Annotated in this window: 13 protein-coding genes; 10 read left to right on the top strand and 3 right to left on the bottom strand. The window is 43.6% G+C overall.

The genetic code is table 11. The features are described from left to right. Nucleotides 1–81 precede the first annotated feature (81 nt). The 3 genes from GXO74_01915 to GXO74_01905 all read right to left on the bottom strand — a co-directional run bounded on the left by GXO74_01915 (nt 82) and on the right by GXO74_01905 (nt 4,052). Nucleotides 82–1,533, bottom strand: coding sequence for a cell wall metabolism sensor histidine kinase WalK (locus tag GXO74_01915; GenBank protein ID NOZ60416.1), 1,452 nt, complete (start codon nt 1,531–1,533; stop codon nt 82–84). Nucleotides 1,534–1,559: 26 nt separating this feature from the next. Next, a complete protein-coding gene (locus GXO74_01910; protein ID NOZ60415.1) occupies nt 1,560–2,516 on the bottom strand; it encodes a diguanylate cyclase in 957 nt (318 codons plus the stop codon). Between the two features lie 84 nt (nt 2,517–2,600). Then, entirely contained in the window at nt 2,601–4,052 is a 1,452-nt protein-coding gene (locus GXO74_01905; GenBank protein ID NOZ60414.1) for a glycine dehydrogenase subunit 2, read from the bottom strand. A 439-nt stretch (nt 4,053–4,491) separates the two neighbouring features. On the opposite strand from GXO74_01905, the gene GXO74_01900 reads away from it, so the two are divergent. The 10 genes from GXO74_01900 (at nt 4,492) to GXO74_01855 (ending at nt 18,473) form a co-directional block, all read left to right on the top strand. Beyond that, nucleotides 4,492–5,922, top strand: coding sequence for an MBOAT family protein (locus tag GXO74_01900; protein NOZ60413.1), 1,431 nt, complete (start codon nt 4,492–4,494; stop codon nt 5,920–5,922). A gap of 8 nt (nt 5,923–5,930) precedes the next feature. Then, nucleotides 5,931–6,965 carry a hypothetical protein gene (locus tag GXO74_01895; protein NOZ60412.1) on the top strand — a complete coding sequence of 345 codons (1,035 nt, stop codon included), beginning with the start codon at nt 5,931–5,933 and terminating at the stop codon, nt 6,963–6,965. Between the two features lie 92 nt (nt 6,966–7,057). Further along, nucleotides 7,058–7,669 (top strand): TetR family transcriptional regulator, encoded by a 612-nt coding sequence (locus GXO74_01890; protein NOZ60411.1) that lies wholly within the window; start codon nt 7,058–7,060, stop codon nt 7,667–7,669. A 73-nt stretch (nt 7,670–7,742) separates the two neighbouring features. Then, complete coding sequence (locus GXO74_01885) at nt 7,743–8,504, top strand: outer membrane lipoprotein-sorting protein (GenBank protein NOZ60410.1); 762 nt, start codon at nt 7,743–7,745, stop codon at nt 8,502–8,504. Continuing rightward, complete coding sequence (locus tag GXO74_01880; GenBank protein ID NOZ60409.1) at nt 8,501–9,784, top strand: hypothetical protein; 1,284 nt, start codon at nt 8,501–8,503, stop codon at nt 9,782–9,784. The genes GXO74_01885 and GXO74_01880 overlap by 4 nt, the downstream gene beginning before the upstream one ends. Nucleotides 9,785–9,798: 14 nt before the next feature. Beyond that, nucleotides 9,799–10,923 carry a KR domain-containing protein gene (locus GXO74_01875; GenBank protein NOZ60408.1) on the top strand — a complete coding sequence of 375 codons (1,125 nt, stop codon included), beginning with the start codon at nt 9,799–9,801 and terminating at the stop codon, nt 10,921–10,923. Nucleotides 10,924–10,967: 44 nt separating this feature from the next. Beyond that, complete coding sequence (locus GXO74_01870; protein NOZ60407.1) at nt 10,968–13,820, top strand: MMPL family transporter; 2,853 nt, start codon at nt 10,968–10,970, stop codon at nt 13,818–13,820. A 411-nt stretch (nt 13,821–14,231) separates the two neighbouring features. Next, nucleotides 14,232–15,431 carry a hypothetical protein gene (locus tag GXO74_01865; protein ID NOZ60406.1) on the top strand — a complete coding sequence of 400 codons (1,200 nt, stop codon included), beginning with the start codon at nt 14,232–14,234 and terminating at the stop codon, nt 15,429–15,431. A 21-nt stretch (nt 15,432–15,452) separates the two neighbouring features. Next, nucleotides 15,453–16,010 (top strand): hypothetical protein, encoded by a 558-nt coding sequence (locus GXO74_01860; GenBank protein ID NOZ60405.1) that lies wholly within the window; start codon nt 15,453–15,455, stop codon nt 16,008–16,010. 195 nt (nt 16,011–16,205) lie between these two features. Then, entirely contained in the window at nt 16,206–18,473 is a 2,268-nt protein-coding gene (locus GXO74_01855; protein ID NOZ60404.1) for a TonB-dependent receptor, read from the top strand. Nucleotides 18,474–18,761: the final 288 nt, after the last annotated feature.

Here is an 18,761-nt window from a genome sequence, read left to right as displayed (position 1 = left end):
CGTTTTTGCGGTAACAAAACTTTTTAGCAAGCTAACCCGCGCATCACTACGGCCAAAAAGATACTTATCCGCAAGCTTTTTTTAAGATAATATCGCATCCTTTTCCATAATCGGCAGCGCGATGAAAAAAGTGGAGCCTTGTTTGGGTCTGCTTTCCGCCCAGACTCTACCGTTGTGCCTGTGAATGATTTCTTTCACTAACGCCAGTCCCAGTCCGCTTCCTTTTTCTTCCTGAACTTCTGCCGATCCGGTGGCGCGATAGAATTTATCAAAAATACGGTCCAAATCTTGTTCCGATATGCCATAGCCTTGGTCCGCGACGCTAATGATTTGTTCATTTCCGGTTTCTTCAATGGAAATAGTGATCGTCGTGTCCGGTGGGCTGTACTTGACCGCATTGGAAAACAGATTCAAAATAACTTCCCCCATCATTTGCCGATCGGCATTGACCTGAGAAACTTTCTCCGGAAAGCGAATTTTTGTTTGAATATTTTTGGAATCAGAAAGGAAGGCGTTCATGCTGACGACGCTTTGAATCACGTCGTCCATGGTCACTGGCGTTTTGTGTATTTCGGACTTGCCCGATTCGATGCGCGAAATGTCCAGATATTTATTGATCAACTCGCTCAAACGGCGCGATTCTTTGAGGATGATGGCGGTGTATTCGCGAGATTGTTCCCGGGAGACGCCTTCGTCCAAAAGAAGCTCGCTGAAGCCAGTGATCGAAGTCAGCGGCGATCTGAGTTCGTGAGAAACCATGGACACGACTTCGGATTTTTTGCGATCAATTTCTTTCTCCCGCGTGAGATCGCGCAGGGCAATCGCCAGCCCGAAAAGCTTGCGGTTGTCGCCAATCACTTTCGTTGCGATGGCTTGTAAAATAATGGGGCGGCGCTGATTTTCCGGCACAATTTCAATTTCAACTTTTTCCTCGCTGGTGTTTGTTCCGTTTTTGACTTTCTCGATGAGACCGAGCAGTTTTTCGTCTGTTATCAGTTTGCCCAACTCCATTGACTGATAGTCCTGTTTAGTCACGTTGAACCAATTTTCAGACACAGCATTCATCAATTCGATGCGGTTGAAATTGTCAATCACGATGACGCCATCGCCGATGTTTTTCAAAATTGCTTGAATTTTTTCCCACTCAAACAATTTTTCGCCCACGTTTTTCTTTTTGATCTCATGGTGTTCTTTGGTGAGCATGTTAAAAAATCTGCCGAATTTTCCCAGTTCGTCGTCCGCATCCACTGGAATGCGAAGCTCGAATTGTCCGCCGGCGATCTTGCGCGCGATTTTATTGTAATTGTGCATACGTTCGTACAATGAATTGCACAGCGCGCGCGTCGCCAGCGCTGCCAGGGCAATAGCGACAGCCAATACAATAAGGAAAAACCAAAAATTTTCTTCCGGCGAGACGGCAGCGGAATCAGATTGCAAACGCGCCAAATTGAGAAAAACAATGGCGACAGGGATGAAAATAACAACAAATAACGATAAAAATATTTTTAGCGAAAACTTGCCTTTAATCTCCATAATACTTTGTCCCAATCAGATGAGCTTTATTTTATTACAACGCGATTCCTTCCCAACTCTTTCGCCTGATACAGCCGTTTATCAGCGGCATCGATCAATTCTTCGAAAGTTTTTCCATCTTCGGGAAATGTCGAAACCCCCATACTGACGGTGATTTTTCCCGAAGGCTGCGAATTTTCAAATTTGAAATTATGTTTTTCGATGAGTCCTCTGATTTTTTCGGCGACGATAGCCGCTGCGCCGTGGTCCGTCTCAATCAAGATGAGCGTAAATTCCTCTCCGCCGTATCTGGCGGCGATATCGATGTTGCGAATATTATTTCTCAAAATTTGCGCAATGGTTCTCAGTACATAATCTCCCGCCGGATGACCGTGCGTGTCATTGTACTGTTTAAAAAAATCAATATCCATCATGACGATGGAGACATGGTTTTTATGGCGTCTGGCGCGAATGAGCTCTTTTTCCAGTTGCTCTTTGAAAAAACGGTAGTTGTAAGCGCCTGTCAAACCGTCAGTGATGGCTAATTTCTTTAGCTTGATTTGCGCTTCTTCCAACTGGCGGATTTTTTGTTGCAGCTCCCGGTTGAGATGTTTGATCCGCAGTAACGACTTGACGCGCGCCAGCAATTCTAATTTATTGAACGGCTTGGAAATAAAATCATCCGCCCCGGCTTCGATACCTTTGATTTTAGAATCAATTTCATTGAGCGCAGTCACCAGAATGATGGGAATAAATCTTGTCTGCAAATTATTTTTAATGTGCCGGCAGACCTGAAAGCCATCCATCCGCGGCATCATCACGTCTAACAGGATTAAATCCGGGGAATGTCGCTTTACTTTTTGCAGCGCCTCTATCCCATCTTCGGCAAAGATAACCTGATAACCACCTTCCGCCAGAAATAGCCGCTCTAGCTTTCTGTTCAAAGGCAAATCATCGACGACCAGCACCGTCGATTGTTTTACCGCCTCGTTTAACATGTTCATTTCTCTCCCGATTGTTGCGGTTCATGTTGTTTGGCAAGGGCGAATGAAAAATATGAAAATGAACAGCAAATTTTTTGCCAGGGATTACTGCGCATCAAAATTAAATCGCACATCAGGCGATTTAATGGCTTTTACCTCGTCCAGGCGGCTGACCGGAGTTGTGTGAGGCGCATGTTTGACAAGTTCCGGATTTTCGTCGATTTCTTTCGCGATCCGGATGAGCGCATCGGCAAATGCATCGAGCGTCTCAATCGATTCCGTTTCCGTCGGCTCGATCATCAATGCTTCCGGAACAATGAGCGGAAAATAAATCGTTGGCGCGTGCATGCCATAATCCAGCAAGCGCTTTGCCATGTCCAGTGTAGACGCGCCTTTTTTCTTCTGACTGTTTCCGGACAAAACAAATTCGTGCATCGCCGGACCAGGAAAAGGCATGTCGAAATAATCCTTCAGCCGCGATTTTAGATAATTGGCGTTGACAATTGCATTTTCACTGACTCGTTTCAAGCCTCGATTTCCCAACATGCGAATGTAAACATAAGCTCTCGCCATCACGCCAAAATTGCCATAAAAAGAGTGAATTTTGCCGATGGATTTCGGGAAATTTTCATCAAGTTCTAATTGTCCGTTTTTGTTCACAATTCTCGGCACTGGTAAAAAATCGACCAGCCGCTCCGAAACACCAACGGGGCCGGAACCGGGGCCGCCGCCGCCGTGCGGTGTGGAAAAAGTTTTGTGCAAATTGAAATGCAGCACATCAACGCCCACATCGCCGGGACGGACGATGCCGAGCAGTGCGTTTAAGTTGGCGCCGTCCATGTACAGCAGCGCGCCCACTTCATCGAGCAATTTTTTTATCTCTTTGAGTTGAGACTCAAAAAGACCCAACGTGTTGGGATTTGTCAACATGAGCGCCGCCGTATTTTCATTCAAATTCGCTTTGAGGCTTTCCAGATCCACCAGACCATTTTCGTTGGATTTTATTTGCACGGCTTTGTATCCCGAAATCGTGGCACTGGCGGGATTCGTACCGTGTGCAGAGTCCGGAATGAGTACGGTCTCTCGCGGATTTCCTTTGTCTTCGTGGTAGGCGCGGATCAGCATCAGTCCTGTCAGTTCACCGTGCGCGCCGGCTGCGGGCTGCAGAGTGACAGCCTTCATTCCGGCAATTTCGCACAAAAATTGCGAAAGCTCGTCCATTAGCGCTAATGTTCCCTGTGAGCGTTCCGCGTCCTGCAGCGGGTGAAGATCTGTAAAACAAGAACTTTTGGCAACATCTTCGTTTATTTTGGGATTGTATTTCATGGTGCAGGAGCCGAGTGGGTAAAATCCTTTGTCGATGTGATAATTCAATTGCGAAAGTTCAACAAAATGGCGCACGACATCGACTTCGCTCACTTCCGGCAAACGAGCCGTTTTTTTACGCAAAAACTTTTTCGGGATCATTTCATCAAGTTTTTTTCTCGGAACAAATGGTTTCGGCAGGGTATATCCTTTTCGTCCTTCTGAACTAATTTCAAAAATCAACTTAGCCATTGGTAAGCTCCAGTGAAATAATCATTTAAAATGTTTATTATTTGACAAAATATCTTGTGGGAAACTGCGATAAAATACAATTTAATTTTGAAATAATCAAGGGAATTTTCCATTACAATTAACTTTTGTCTTCATTGGTGAATTCAAAATTATGTAAATCCAAATACTAAAATGATCGGTGCAAATATTAGGCACAAAATATGCATGATTACCAAAAACAATTTACTTTGAAAAGAGCGGCAGTAACGTCAATTTGAATGATGTCGCTGATAAGCCGACTGAATTCATCCGGCATTGTGGTTGCTGCAGAAATTTGTTGACTTTTCTTAAGCACAATTGTTGCGATTTTACGCATTTCCTTTCAAATGTCGTATATTATTACTATAAATTCCATCTTTTCGAGAATGTCCTGATTCCACCTTTAAAAGATGTTGATATTATGCTATTTAACTCCATTCAATTCGCCTTTTTTTTGCCGATTACTTTTTTGCTCTATTGGTTTGTTTTCAACAAATCGATAAAAATGCAAAATTTCTTTTTGCTCGCAGCGAGCTATTTTTTCTACGGCAGTTGGGACTGGAGATTCCTATCATTAATCTTTGTGAGTTCACTTTGCGATTATTTAATTGGTAAAAATTTAGACAATGTCGATGATGCAAAAAAAAGGAAACTGCTGCTGACGGGCAGTTTGTTGGTAAATCTCGGGATTCTGGGCTTTTTCAAATACTTCAACTTTTTCGTTGATAGCTTTATTGATTTGTTTGCAAAATTTGGCATTCATCTGCACGCGCGATCTCTGCAAATCATTCTTCCTGTCGGCATCAGTTTTTACACATTTCAGACATTGAGTTACACTATTGATATTTATCGGCGCAAGATCAAACCGACAAATGATGTGATAGCATTTTTTGCATTTGTGAGTTTCTTTCCGCAACTTGTTGCCGGTCCTATCGAAAGAGCGGCGTCATTGCTCCCACAGTTTTTGCAGCCACGAAAGTTTGATTACGACAAAGCCAGAGATGGTATGAGACAAATTTTGTGGGGGTTGATCAAAAAAATAGTTGTCGCTGATACTTGTGCCAATCAAGTTAATTATATTTTTGGAAATTCGGATTCATTGGGCGGCAGTACGCTCTTATTGGGCGTGATTTATTTCGCGTTTCAGATTTACGGTGATTTTTCCGGCTATTCTGATATCGCCATTGGAACCGCAAGATTGTTCGGCTTCAATCTCATGCGGAATTTTGCGCTGCCATATTTTTCCAGGGATATTGCCGAATTCTGGCGAAGATGGCACATTTCTCTTTCGACCTGGTTTCGGGATTATTTGTACATTCCGCTCGGCGGCAGCTACGGAAGCAAATTAAAACGAATCAAAAATATCATTATCACTTTCACCGTGAGCGGTTTCTGGCACGGCGCTGACTGGAAGTTTATTTTCTGGGGATTTTTGAATGGCATTTATTACATTCCACTGATGTTGTTCAACAAACAAAAGCGATACACAGATATCGTCGCCAAGGGAAGACTGCTGCCGTCGTTCAATGAGTTTGGCGCTATGATGCTCACTTTTGTTATGACGCTTTTTGCGTGGATATTTTTCCGAGCCGAAAGTATGTCGCACGCAATCAGTTACATTGGTGTCATTTTCTCGGCAAGTTTTTTCTCTATCCCGGAAGTAACCAGACTCAAACATCTGATTATCGTTTTTGTTTTTGTCGGAATCGAATGGATTCAACGAGAAAAAGAACATCAATTAAAAATAGAAAATTTGCCAATTGTTATCAGGTGGCTAATTTATTTAATTTTGTGGCTTTTGATTATATTATTTTTTACCAAAGGAAAAGAATTTATTTATTTCCAATTTTAGGTTTCAAAATGAAGATTTTCATTTTTAAAGTGCTTGTTTTTATATTTCTTCTGGTCATTTTGCTGAATTCTTTTGAATTCATTACGCCTTATTATTATGGCAATGGTGTTTTTGCAGCGAAAATGAATTTTTTGAAGCAGCATGCCAAAAAATATAATATGGTGTTCATCGGATCAAGTAGAACGTACAGGCACATCAATCCGTTGCTTTTTGATAGTCTCTGCGTCGCAGATGTGAAATCGTACAATTTGGGGAGTCCCGCAACTTTTCCCCCAGAATTATATTTTCTTTATGAAAATTTGATAAAAAATGATAGTCATAAAATTAAGTATGCAATTATGGAACTCTCAATAATCAAAGATGTTTCAGACAGACATTTACACACCATCCGGTCAAAGTATTATTATGATTTGAACTATTTGTTTTTAACGATAAACTATTTTAAGTATCAGCACAATATTTCGAGGCGCCAAAAAGTCAGAATTGTCAGGAATATTTTTATATCTTTTTTTGAGAAATTGTTTAAAATTGATCTTCTTCACCAAATGTTTTTGTCTATAATAGACCAGGGCAAAGAGGAATCTGCTACAATAAAAGGAATGAGAGAAGGTTTCTATCCCTGCAAAAGTGAGATGATTGAATTGAAAACAAAGCGATTGGTTGAATATTTTAATAAATTCCATAATGATACAACAATAAGCAATAAGAGATCATACGCTGCTAAATTTTATCATTCTCACATTCCTGATTATTATAATCCGATACAGTTAAAGAAACTGAAAGAGCTGATAAAATTATCAGAATCTAAAGGAATTCATTTGATATTTTTTCTTGCCCCTCGCATGGAATCCTATGAGTATAAGGACCTTATACCTTTCATGCAGCAATTAGATCACACATATTGGGTAGATTTATCCGATCCGCGCAAATTTCCTGAACTTTATCTTGCGAAGAACTGCTTCGATATTGGACATTACAACAATCGGGGCGCCGAAATTTTTACAAAATGTCTTGCTAAAGAAATTAATAAAATAATCGAATGATTGAAGTTATTTTTTCCTTGCTTTTGGGGAACAAATATTTTATATTTATCTAAATTGACCGACAAGTCAGTCAACATTAAAACAGGAAAACAATGCCGAAAGTCGTTGACAAAGAAGCCAAAAAAAACGAAATTGTGAATGCCGCAATGAAAGTGTTTGCCCAAAAAGGATTTGCCAATACCAAAATGTCCGATATCGCGAAAGCTGCGAAAATTGGCAAGGGCACGATTTATGAATATTTTAAAGACAAAAGTGACATTTTTGAACACGGATTTGTGTCGCTAACGGAGCAGTGGGAGACCACGGTTGCGAAGAAGATTTTCAAAATCACCGATCCTGAAGAAAAGCTCAAAGCTATTTTTTATTCTTTCCTGGATTTTTTTGAGGGCGAACATAGCGAGATCATCGATGTAATGCTGGATTTCTGGGCAGAGGCGATTCGGCAAAAAGATGAGCAGCGGCTGCGGGTGATTAATCTGGAAAAAATTTATCAGGATTTTCGTCAAATTATCATTGCTGTGCTGCAGGAGGGAATTCGTATCGGCAAATTTAAGCCCATGAACACTTTCATGGTGGCGTCGCTGCTTATCGGAATGACTGACGGGCTCATGCTGCAGTGGATCATGGACAAAGATTTAATCGATATCAAAGAAGGCTATCGCTGTCTGGCAGAAGAAATTTTATCCGGAATTTATGCAATTTAAAAAATTTTTAGGAAAGAGATTTGACCGATAGGTCGGTCAAAATTAATTTTGAAAATCGATGAGGAGACTTGAGATGAAAAAGATTGTTTTGGGGCTGATCGTTTCTGTGTTTGCTTTTTCTGCGCTGTTGGCGCAGAGCCCCACAGCAGATGAGATCATTCAAAAAGTGAATGCGCTGATGAATCAAAAATCGATTTACGCCAAAGCGCGGATCACGATTGTGACTACGTCCGGAAAGAAGAGGACGTTCGAATACGAGTCATGGAGCAAAGATGCGGGCGAAAAAAATTTGATTCGTTACACAGCACCGCATCGCGTGAAAGGTCAGGCGATTTTGATGTTAAACAATGCCGACGACATCTGGGCATATTTTCCGCGTACGCGTCGCGTGAGAAAATTGGCGTCGCACGCGAAAAAACAAAAAATGCAGGGCAGCGATTTCAGCTACGAAGACCTGGGCTCCGGCGATGCCTTTGTGAATGATTTTACCGCTAAAAAGCTGAAAGATGAGAAAATGGAAGGATTCAATTGCTACAAAATAGAACTGACGCGCAAAAAAGATGCCGATAGCCACTATTCGCGATTGGTCTGTTGGGTGATAAAAGACAATTTTTTCCCGGTGGTAATTGATTACTACAATGAAAAAAATCCTAATTTATGGGAAAAACGCATGGTACAAAAAGATATTCGTAATATCGACGGCATCCCTACTGGCATGAAAATTATCATGTACAACAAAAAAGATGATACCCAGACCGAAATGGAAATTCTCGAAGTCAAATACAATTTTCCGCTTTCTGATGACATGTTTTCAGAAAGGAGCCTTGCAAAATGAAAGTGCGTTATTTTTTATTCGCTTTTTTACTCTGGACACTGCCAGCGCTGGCGCAGCAAGTTGAAATTTTTGGCTATTTCGAGCCGCAGTTGATGGGCGCAAAAATCAGCGATGAGTTTTATCAATTGTCGTCGAATAAATTGCGCGTGGATTTGCAGCTCAAAGCCAGCGAGCGTTTTTCGTTTGGAGCAAATTTCGATTACATTACTTATCACGGCAAGACGGATTGGGATTTGAAATTGTTTATGCCGGAAAATGTTGCCAGTGAAGTTTCAAACATAGAGATGTTCGGATATTCATTCAATCCCTATCGCTGGGAGTTTTCTGATCGGAATTTTTTGGACAATGCTTTTGTGAAGCTCAGTTTTTCAAAGTTCGATTTGACGGTGGGAAAACAGCAGATTTCCCTGGGCACTGGCTATGTCTGGAATCCGACGGATGTTTTTAATCGTAAGGACATCGTCGATCCCACTTATGAGCAGCCGGGGCATAACGCCTTTCGCCTGGACATTCCGTTGGGCAGCAAGTGGAGCGTGACTTCTATTTACGCGCCAACAGACGACTGGAAAGCGAACGATTTTTTGCTGAAATTAAAGGGAAGTCTGGGACATTTTGATTTTTCAGTTCTTGGTATTCAAAAACAATGGAAGTTTACCGACGCCAGAATTGTGGATTTTATTAACCAGAAATTTTACCAACTTCCGACTAAACGCCACATTCTGGGATTTGATTTTGCCGGTGAGTTATTAGGCCTGGGAATTTGGGGCGAGGCAGCGCATAATCGGCTGCTAATCGAAAATGATGATTGGCTGGAGTATAAAAAGCAATTAGCAGGGATAAGTCTCGGCTATGGAAATCCGAGTTTGCCAATGTCGCTGGAGAGAAATTACTGGGAGTGGGTGCTCGGCACGGATTATACTTTTGATTCGCAAACTTATGTGATGGCGGAATTTTATCAGAATAATTTTGCCAAAGAGGATTACGAGACTTATCGTTTCAATGATTGGATGCAATATTTTCTGGCGGAGACAAAAACGATTACCCGTGATCAGGTCTATGCCATGATTCAGCATCCGGTGACAGATTTGCTGACGGCTTCGATCTCCGGAATTTACAGTTTCTCTGATGAGAGTTCGGCAGTCTTTCCCATGCTCGTTTACAATATTTTCGAAGATGTGGATTTGACGCTCATTGGTAATTTTTATTTTGGCAAGGACGGAACGGCGTACGCAAAAAATTTGGGCAATGGTTTCATGGCGCGGGCCAAAGTTTATTTTTAGCGAGAAAAGGAACAATGATTAATAAAATGCTCATTTTAGGCGGCTATGGGAATACAGGGGCAAAGATTGCCGCTCAGTTGCTACGCCATTCGCGGGTAAAATTGATTTTAGCCGGGCGAAATAAAATTAAAGCTGAAAAGTTAGCAGCGCAACTTAATCAAAGATACGGCTCTCGGAGAGTAACGGCAGCATTGGTGGATGCTGAAAATTTCGACCAATTGTTCCAGACGATGCGACAGGTCGATTTGGTTATCGTAGCAGCAAGTGTTATCGACAACATCGGCAAAGTCGCCCGTGCGGCAATAGAAGCCAAAGTGCATTGTATTGACACACTGCTTTCCTCCGAAAAAAAGTTAAAAGATTTGGCAGCGCTTGAGCCGGAAATGAAAAAACAGAAGATTATCTTTGTTACTGATGCCGGCTTCCATCCCGGCCTACCGGCAGCGATGGCAAGATACGCAAGTGAGTATTTTGACGAATTGCACGCTGCTCAAATTTATAGCCTGTTGCGTTTCAACTGGCGAAATTTGCAATTTTCAGAGTCAACGATTGAGGAAATGATCGATGAGTTTGAACATTTTAAACCTGTTGTTTTTGAAAATGGCGAGTGGAAAAATGTCGGCTGGGCTTTCAACCGGCGCGCTGATTTCAGCGGAGGCTTCGGACAGGTTAGATGTTCTCCCATGTTTTTGCATGAACTGAAAAAAATATCAGAGACCATCCCGACACTCACAAAAATAGGATTTTACGTTTCTGGTTTCAACTGGTTCACTGACAATTTTGTTTTACCGTTACTCATAATAGGCACGAAAATTTTGCCCCGTCAAAAAATCGGTTTTTTGAAGAATCTTTTTGTTTGGAGTTTGAAAAAATTTTCTGCTCCCCCGTTCCTCACATTTTTGAAGCTAAAAGCGGAAGGCTTGCAAAACGGGAAGTCAGCATCCATGTCGCTGGAAGTTTCTCACGAAGATGGCTATTTTTTAACCGCTGCTCCTGTCGTTGCCTGCATTTTACAATTTTTGAACGGGAAAATTTCACAGCCGGGGTTACATTTTCAAGGCTTGATCGTTGAACCGAAAAGTTTTTTTGCGGATCTATCCAATTTGGGAATAAAAATAAGTAAAAATTTTTCAGAATAATTTGCACGGTTTGCACCGACTCGAATCCAAGGAGGAGAAAGTTAATGAAAGAGAAAATGTTGAAGACTTTAGCCAGGTGGCACGTTCATCATCCTTACCGCATGATTATTCTTGTGTTGATTCTGACGCTTATTTTCGGCGCTCTGTCCGAACATCTGCAACTCACCATGCGCTGGTCAGATTTGCTGCCGACAAATGACCCGCGAACGATTGAATTCAATAAAATAATTGACGATTTCGTCACTTCGACCAGCATTATCGTTGTCGTGCAGGGTGAAGAGAAACAAATGAAAAAATTCGCCGAGGAGTTGGTGCCGAAGCTGTTGGCGGCTGTTGACACCAGCAAAAATAGCGAGTGTCGGAAGAAAATTTCAGTGCTGGAAAAGAAATTGGCTTCATTGAAGTCTTCCGGAGATGAGAAAAAAATAAAACGCATCGAGTCGAAAATAGCGGAATTGCAGGATCGCATCAACAAAAAACTTATTCAGCGGGTAGATTACAAAAACGAAGTTGATTTTTTGAAGCAGCACGGATTGCTTTTGATCAAAGAAAAGGATCTGAAAAATTTGAAAGAAGTTTTCTCCAGTCCCAATCTGGAGGATTTTGTTTTTCATGTCAATAATTCCATGGAAGCGGAGTACATTCAGGATTCCGAATCCATGTCCACGCGCGAAAAAGAGGATGGCGCGTTCATGTTTCTGGACGGCATTGAAGGGTTTGTTCGTCTGCTGAATCGCTACGCGGACGGTGAAAATATTTCCGATGAGGAAGTGAAAGAACTCACAGACAAAATTCTTATCGGCGAACCCTACATGCTGTCTTACGACAAAAGCACGCTGGTTTTGAACGCGATTCCCAATTTTACCATGCTGGACACGGAGCTGATGGTCAAGGGCACCGACGTGATTCAAAAAATTGTCGATCAGCAGCTTGAAAATTATCCCGGCATTCGGGCAGGTTTGACCGGATTCATTCCTGTCGGTCGAGATGAAATGTATTATTCGCAAAAAAGTCTGGGCTACACCTCACTTATCGCCATCATTGCCATTCTTATTTTGCTCATCATTTCTTTCCGCATGTGGCTTGCGCCGCTCTTTGCCATGATCAATTTGATCATCGGCATTGTCTGGGCGATTGGAGTGGCGGTAATTTTGGTCGGCCAATTGAATATCATGACGCAAATGATGTCCGTCATTTTGTTAGGTCTGGGAATAGATTTTTCCATTCATCTAATTTCATTTTTCAGCGAAAAACGCGCTGCCGGTGCAACGATTGCAGAGGCGATGGAAGAAACGTTTCTCAAAAGCGGCGGCGGCGTCATTACCGGCGGGCTCACGACAGCGGCGGCTTTTTTGACGCTGGTTGTTTCCAGTTCCCGTGGCATGAAAGAGATGGGACTCGTGACCGGGTTTGGGCTGCTGGCAATTTTGGTGGCGACATTTCTCATTTTGCCGATTATGCTTGTTTTGCGGGAGCGCGTCGTGGATAGAAAATTGAGAAGGACGGAGAAAAGAGCGGAGATTTTACAGCGAGATATTTCTCTGAAATCTTTGGGGATTATAGCTGACTGGCTCGGAAGACATTACATTTTTTCTCTCGTCAGCATGGTCATTGTCACGATTTTCCTCGTCTGGCAGGCATCGAAAATTACTTTTGACACGAATTACATGAATATTGAGGCCGAAGGCTTAACTTCCATTGCTTTGCAGGATACGGTGCTGGACAAATTTGATATGAGTATGGATTACTCGATGGTTTTGACCGACAACGTTGAGGAATCGCGGCAATTGGCGGAAAAATTTCGTGATCTGGGTTCTGTGGCGATGGTGGAAGATATTTCTCTGTATTTGCCTTCAAAAGAAAAACAGCAGCGACGAAGGGCGCACATTGCAGAAGTTAAAAATGCAATGTCCCGGGCCACTGTTGCCAGAAAAATTACTCCGCGGGCATTTGAAAAAATCGTCCGTGAATTGCAGCGCCTGGACATGAATGTCAAAGAATTGCAGGATATGGCATATTTGGGCGGGCAGGACAAAGTTGACAATAAATGCCAGAAAATAGTCGGCAATCCGGACGATCCCAACAGCCGGGACATCATTCTGGAATTAGTGAAAAAACTGAAACAACATCCGGCTGAAAATCGTCGCCGACTGAGCGCAATGCAGAATATTTTTGCACCTTACTACAAGCAAAGCATTCTGCAAATGTGCAATTCTTCTCCGCTGACAATGGCTGACTTGCCGGAATCCATTCTGGACAGATATGCGAATAAAACGCGCACTCAATTTTTGACGACGATTTACCCGCAAGGCTCGTTGTGGCAAGATTCGGAATTTCTGAAAAGATTTGTCGATGATTTGGAAACGGTCACTCCCCGCGCAACTGGCATGGGACCTGTTTTCCGAGCGCTGGTGGAAATCATCAGCCGGGACGGACAGATCGCGATGGTTTTGACACTGATCATTATTTTCTTCCTGCTGTGGCTCGATTTCAAACATGTGGGAGATGCGTTCATCGCTATGATTCCATTGGGGGCGGGAATTCTGTGGATGGTCGGGTTGATGCACTTGACAGGACAGCAGTTGACAGTGATGAACGTCATGGGCTTGCCGTTGATTTTGGGAATTGGCATTGACGACGGCGTTCACATTATTCACCGCTGGCGCTCCGAGAAAAAAACAAATTTACGCCTCGTTTTCGCCAGCACGGGCAAGGCAATTTTGCTGACATCGCTCACGACGATGCTCGCATTTGGGTCGCTCATTTTTGCCATCTGGCGCGGCTTTGGCCAACTTGGCGCTTCGCTCTTCGTCGGCGTCGGCGCCTGCTTTTTGACGACCGTTATTATTTTATCCGGCGTGATCGGCTGGATTTCGAATAAAAAACAATCCAAATAAATGATCGCAAAAGGTGTGCTCCATCTCGGAGATGGAGCACACCTGAAAATGTTCGTGGAAAGTAGGCTTCTCGCCCGAAATGCAGACCGCTCTTTTACTGCAAAAAATACCGGCAAATTTGCCCTGCCTTTTTAAGTAGAACTCGCCCAAAACAACTATTCAGAAAATTTGAAAGAAATACTTGACTTTTTCCAAATGGTTTGATATAATTAAGCGAAGAAATGTTACGGAAAATAAATAATTTTATCAGTATCGTAAGAAAATCGGCTGTTTGAGCTCATGGTGAAATATTGAACATTATGCCTGTTTTTTGATTTTCTTTGAGAAAAAATGATGAAAGAGTGAGCTATTTGCCAGAGGCAAAGATTCGATTGAATCATCAAATTTGACAAATCAATCAGGTGAATCGTCATGGCTGTGCTCGTGATAATTTCCGGCTATTTGATGGGTAACATTTTACCGGCTTACTATTTCGGCAGGCTGAAGGGGATTGACATTCGCAATGAGGGCGCGGAATATGCCGGTACGATAAATGTCTATCATGTGTTGGGTTTGAAGTTTGCGCTACTCACCGGGCTCGTCGATTTGCTCAAGGGCGTTTTTGCCATTCAAATTGCGCTCGCTCTCGGAGCTGATTTTCGTCTCGCCCAGTGGAGCGGAATCGCCGCCGTTGCCGGACACGTGTTGCCGTTCTATTTGAATTTCCGCGGCGGACAGGGTGTTGCTTGCGCAACGGGAATTTTGCTCTATTATCTCATTCATTTTCTCCTTTCCGGGGGCATTCCGATCACAGCGTTGTTGTATTTCGCCGTCGTTGTTGTAATTTTTGCTTACGTGGCGCGCGAGGGAGAAATCATTAGTCAAATTATTCTCCCGCTACTGGTTCTGACGTCGATTCACAACGCCCCTGATGATCCGAGAAACGTTTTTTTCGCCATGATTGCCATTTACATTATGGCTGTCGGGATGCACAATATCATTGCGCGGCAGCTGATGACCATTCCCGACGAGGAATTTGCTCGTTTCCGCTGGCGGATTTTTTTGCGGCCTTTTGCGTTGTTGCTCATTTTTATTTATTTGATTTACGGAAAAAATCAGGCGCTCATTTTAATCGGCGCGCTTTTGCTGGTGAGTCTTGTGTTGGACATGGACCGCATCAGCGGAAAAAATTTTCTGTCGCGAATCTTTTTCAAAGATTTTACTTTTAGCAAGCCCAATGAAAAGCGCCAATTGTCTTCAATCACGTTGTTTCTTTTCTCCTTCGCCCTGGTGCTGTGGCTTTTCCCGAAACTCATTGCTTTTACGTCAATCTTGCTATTGATTTTCGGCGATATGTTTGGGAAAATTTTCGGAATGGCGTTTCATCGTCATCGTTTTTTCAATAAATCTCTGGAGGGAAGTCTAGCGTTCTTTGGCTGCGGATTGATTTGTAGTTACGTGCTCACTTTACTATTCAATTGGAATTTTATTTTGTTGCTCATTGGCGTTGTCGCAGCAACAGTCACTGAAGCGATGAGCCGAAAAATCAGCGACAATTTGAGCGTGCCAATCGTGAGCAGCATTGCGATGGTGTTGGCGCATGCGGCAGGAATCAGTTTTTTGAATTTTTGAAAATTGAGGAGAACTTGAAATATGAAAAAGCTGGACATTTTGCTTGTGTTTATGGTCGCAGGAATTGTTTTCTGCAACCGGGGCTTGACGCCGACCGGAACCGAGCCGTTGCCGCAGTCAGATTTGCCGTTTCCCGTTGAAGTTTCCGGCGGCGAAATGACCGGCCATTGGATTCCCGCCAGCGAAAATCCATTGGAAGCGGCGCTCGTCAATCCCGAGGCGCTAACGGGGATGGTGGACAGTCTCATTTTGCATAGCCGTTTGAGCGGCAGTTTGACTGTAGAACCGGAAATGGAGATGGTTTTTGATTCGCTGTTGATTCAAATTTACCCGGATGTCTATTTCGGCGGAATGAAAATTCCGGTCAGCCCGTTCATTGAATTCGTGGACACAACGATTACTTACCAACAGCCCTGGTCCAACGTTGTCGTCGTTCCCATCAAAACTACATTTTTGAAAATTGATACGCTGGGCTATTCGGCGACTGGCGACTCATTGACGCTGGTCACCAAGCCCGTGGGGTTCCCGGGATTTGAATTTGCTGAGTATTATTTGTTGTTTCGTTTTGTGAAAGAATAATTTCAGTGAGGAAGGAAATATCTCACACAGAGGCGCCAAGCCACAAAGTTAATTAAAAGAAAAGAGTGGCGGTGGCTTTGTGGCTCCGCGGCTTTGTGTGAGGATGAAATATTATTTTCCAAAGCACAAAAAAATCTGTATTTTTCGTATGATTAATTTGCAAATCGACAATCATCAGAAAGGTCGGTGAAGGTTATGATACAGTTGGGAAAAAGATTTTTGTTAATTTTATTCATCATCGCTCTCTCTATGGCAGGCGCGGCGCGAAAGACATTCCCCGCTGCTAAAAAAGAGGGCGTGATTACCGGCGTTGTCGTTCGTCAGGAAACTGGCGAGCCGCTGCCGCTGGCGAATGTTTATCTCGAAGGTACCGTGCTCGGAGCGGCGACGGACCGAGACGGACGTTTCGTCATCGCTCACGTCCAGCCGGGAAATTATCACCTCGTTTGTTCTGCCATCGGATTTCGTCGGCAAACTCGTACCATTAAAATTACGTCGAATGATACTTTGAAATTAACGTTTCGCATGCATCCCACGCCAGTTCCCATGAGCCGTCTGGTTGTTACTGCCAGCAAATTTCAAAAATCTGTGGAAGATGTTTCGGTGCGCATGGATTTGGTAACGCCGGAAGAATTGTCTTCGCGAAACGCGACCACGCTCAGCGAAGGGCTGAAATATTTGCCCGGCGTGCAGGTGGCAGGAAATAACATTTCCATTCGCGGCTCCAACTGGTTTAGTTACGGCCTGGGCACGCGAACGCTCGTGCTGCTCGACGGCGTTCCGTTTGTTTCCGGCGATGAGAATAAAGTCTTTTTTGAGGCAGTGCCGGTTTCCGAGATCAAACAGGTTGAAGTGATGAAGGGACCGGGCTCTGCGTTGTACGGTTCCAGCGCTATGGCAGGCGTGATCAACATCATCACGGAAAAACCGGCGACAGATTCGGCGAATATTCAACTGTCGCTCTATTCCGGCGTTTACGACAAACCATCTTACAAACAGTGGCGCTGGAACGAAAACTACCGCTCATTTCGGGGCACAAATTTGACCTATCGCAACAATTTCTGGGGCGTGCAAAGCAGCCTCACTTTCAATTACAATCAGAATTCCAATTTCAAACGCGACGCCGATTACCGTAATATCAATTTTTTCGGAAAATTTTATTTCGACGTCAACCCCAACAATCACTGGCAGGTAACGGCAGGAATGCTGCAACGTGAAGCCGGCGGATTTCTTTTTTGGAAGGACCGGGATCATGCGCTGGAACCCGGCAATGAACCCAAAGACAGTTTTACCCGCTCAAAAACGGACATCCTTTACGTGCACACGCTAATGACGCAGACGGTGAGCAGCAAATTCTACTACCAACTTCGATTTAATTATCGGCAAAATATTTTGAAGGAAATTGCCAACCCGCTGCCGGGGAAAAACCCTGAAACCGTCGGACTTTTTCGTCGCACAGAGGGCGAAACTTATGGTCACGAAATGCAATTTACCTATCAGTGGAATGCCAGATACAATGCCGTTTTTGGTTGGAATGCGGACTGGAAAAAAGTGGACGCGATCCAGTACGGCAAAAGAGAGGCTACGGATGCTTCCATTTACGGTCAGTTGAGCAGTTGGATGACCAATGCGGTGAAGGCGGATCTTGGCGTTCGCTGGGATGTGGAGCGAATTGCCAATGTGCCGACGTCTTCGCAGGTCAATCCGAAATTGGGCGTCAATTTCAGTCTGAGCAAACGCAGCCATCTCCGTTTTGCGGTAGGCCGCGGCTTTCGGGCGCCGTCCATCGGGGAGCGGTTTGTCTCCACTTACGAAAATCAAATAAAGGTTTTGCCCAATCCGGATTTGAAACCGGAAAGCAATGTCTCTGCCGAAGTCGGTTTTCTGTCAAATCTCACTGATTGGTGGCAATTTGACGTGGGTTATTTTTACAACGATTACGAGAATCTGATTGATCCCACGCTTCAGTCCGGCGAGTTGGCAGTGAAATTCGAAAATGTGGCGCGTGCGATAATTCAGGGTGTCGAGTTGCATCACGATTTTAGTTTCTGGAGACAGCGCGCGCAATTGTCTCTGGGGTATGTTTACTTGCACACCCAAGATTTGTCAAAATTTGTCCACGGCGTTCCCAATCCGAATTACGGAAAAGATCTCAAATATCGTCCCAATCATTCTTTCACCAGCCGGCTCACCTTATCCTGGCACCCGTTCGAGCTTGGTGTCGATTTCCGTTATTTGAGCAAAGCGAAACGTGTCGATTATGTGACCAATATTCCTGACATCACGCGTCAGGTGCCAACTTATGTCGCCGATGTTCAGTTGCGTTATCGAAGATCAAATTATGCTGTGGATTTGATTGTAAATAATTTGTTTCAATATTATTATTTGGTTTCTCCGGGCAACATGGGCGACATTCGAAATGTGCGGCTGCAATTGAGCTGGCAGTTGCGAGATGCGAGTTGATTGCGTGAGGTTGCAATCTTCAAATTGATTGCTCCTTTGAAGGGTTGCGGCATGTTCCGAAAAAATTAAAACAAAGAGCCAAAATCTCTCCAGCGAAATACACGCCCTTTTGGCCATTGTTGATTTTGGTCGCCGCCATAAATTAGGGCTAATTGATCTGTGGAACAATTTGCTAATTTCTGCCAATAGTTGAGCCCTTTGAAGAATTCCGGGTTTATTGTGGTGCTCGATTTGATTTCTACCGCTGTCACACTCTGGCCTGATTCAATGACACAATCTATTTCGTGT

The sequence above is a fragment of the Calditrichota bacterium genome (assembly GCA_013152715.1).
Lineage (GTDB): Bacteria > Zhuqueibacterota > Zhuqueibacteria > Thermofontimicrobiales > Thermofontimicrobiaceae > 4484-87.
The sequence above is the reverse complement of the archived record's forward strand: the minus strand, read 5'-3'. Positions and strand labels throughout refer to the sequence as shown.

Bases quoted from the DNA above. Each gene is read 5' to 3' on its own strand.
- GXO74_01915 (NOZ60416.1), bottom strand. From the start codon at position 1,533: ATGGAGATTAAAGGCAAGTTTTCGCTAAAAATATTTTTATCGTTATTT.
- GXO74_01910 (NOZ60415.1), bottom strand. From the start codon at position 2,516: ATGAACATGTTAAACGAGGCGGTAAAACAATCGACGGTGCTGGTCGTC.
- GXO74_01905 (NOZ60414.1), bottom strand. From the start codon at position 4,052: ATGGCTAAGTTGATTTTTGAAATTAGTTCAGAAGGACGAAAAGGATAT.
- GXO74_01900 (NOZ60413.1), top strand. From the start codon at position 4,492: ATGCTATTTAACTCCATTCAATTCGCCTTTTTTTTGCCGATTACTTTT.
- GXO74_01895 (NOZ60412.1), top strand. From the start codon at position 5,931: ATGAAGATTTTCATTTTTAAAGTGCTTGTTTTTATATTTCTTCTGGTC.
- GXO74_01890 (NOZ60411.1), top strand. From the start codon at position 7,058: ATGCCGAAAGTCGTTGACAAAGAAGCCAAAAAAAACGAAATTGTGAAT.
- GXO74_01885 (NOZ60410.1), top strand. From the start codon at position 7,743: ATGAAAAAGATTGTTTTGGGGCTGATCGTTTCTGTGTTTGCTTTTTCT.
- GXO74_01880 (NOZ60409.1), top strand. From the start codon at position 8,501: ATGAAAGTGCGTTATTTTTTATTCGCTTTTTTACTCTGGACACTGCCA.
- GXO74_01875 (NOZ60408.1), top strand. From the start codon at position 9,799: ATGATTAATAAAATGCTCATTTTAGGCGGCTATGGGAATACAGGGGCA.
- GXO74_01870 (NOZ60407.1), top strand. From the start codon at position 10,968: ATGAAAGAGAAAATGTTGAAGACTTTAGCCAGGTGGCACGTTCATCAT.
- GXO74_01865 (NOZ60406.1), top strand. From the start codon at position 14,232: ATGGCTGTGCTCGTGATAATTTCCGGCTATTTGATGGGTAACATTTTA.
- GXO74_01860 (NOZ60405.1), top strand. From the start codon at position 15,453: ATGAAAAAGCTGGACATTTTGCTTGTGTTTATGGTCGCAGGAATTGTT.
- GXO74_01855 (NOZ60404.1), top strand. From the start codon at position 16,206: ATGATACAGTTGGGAAAAAGATTTTTGTTAATTTTATTCATCATCGCT.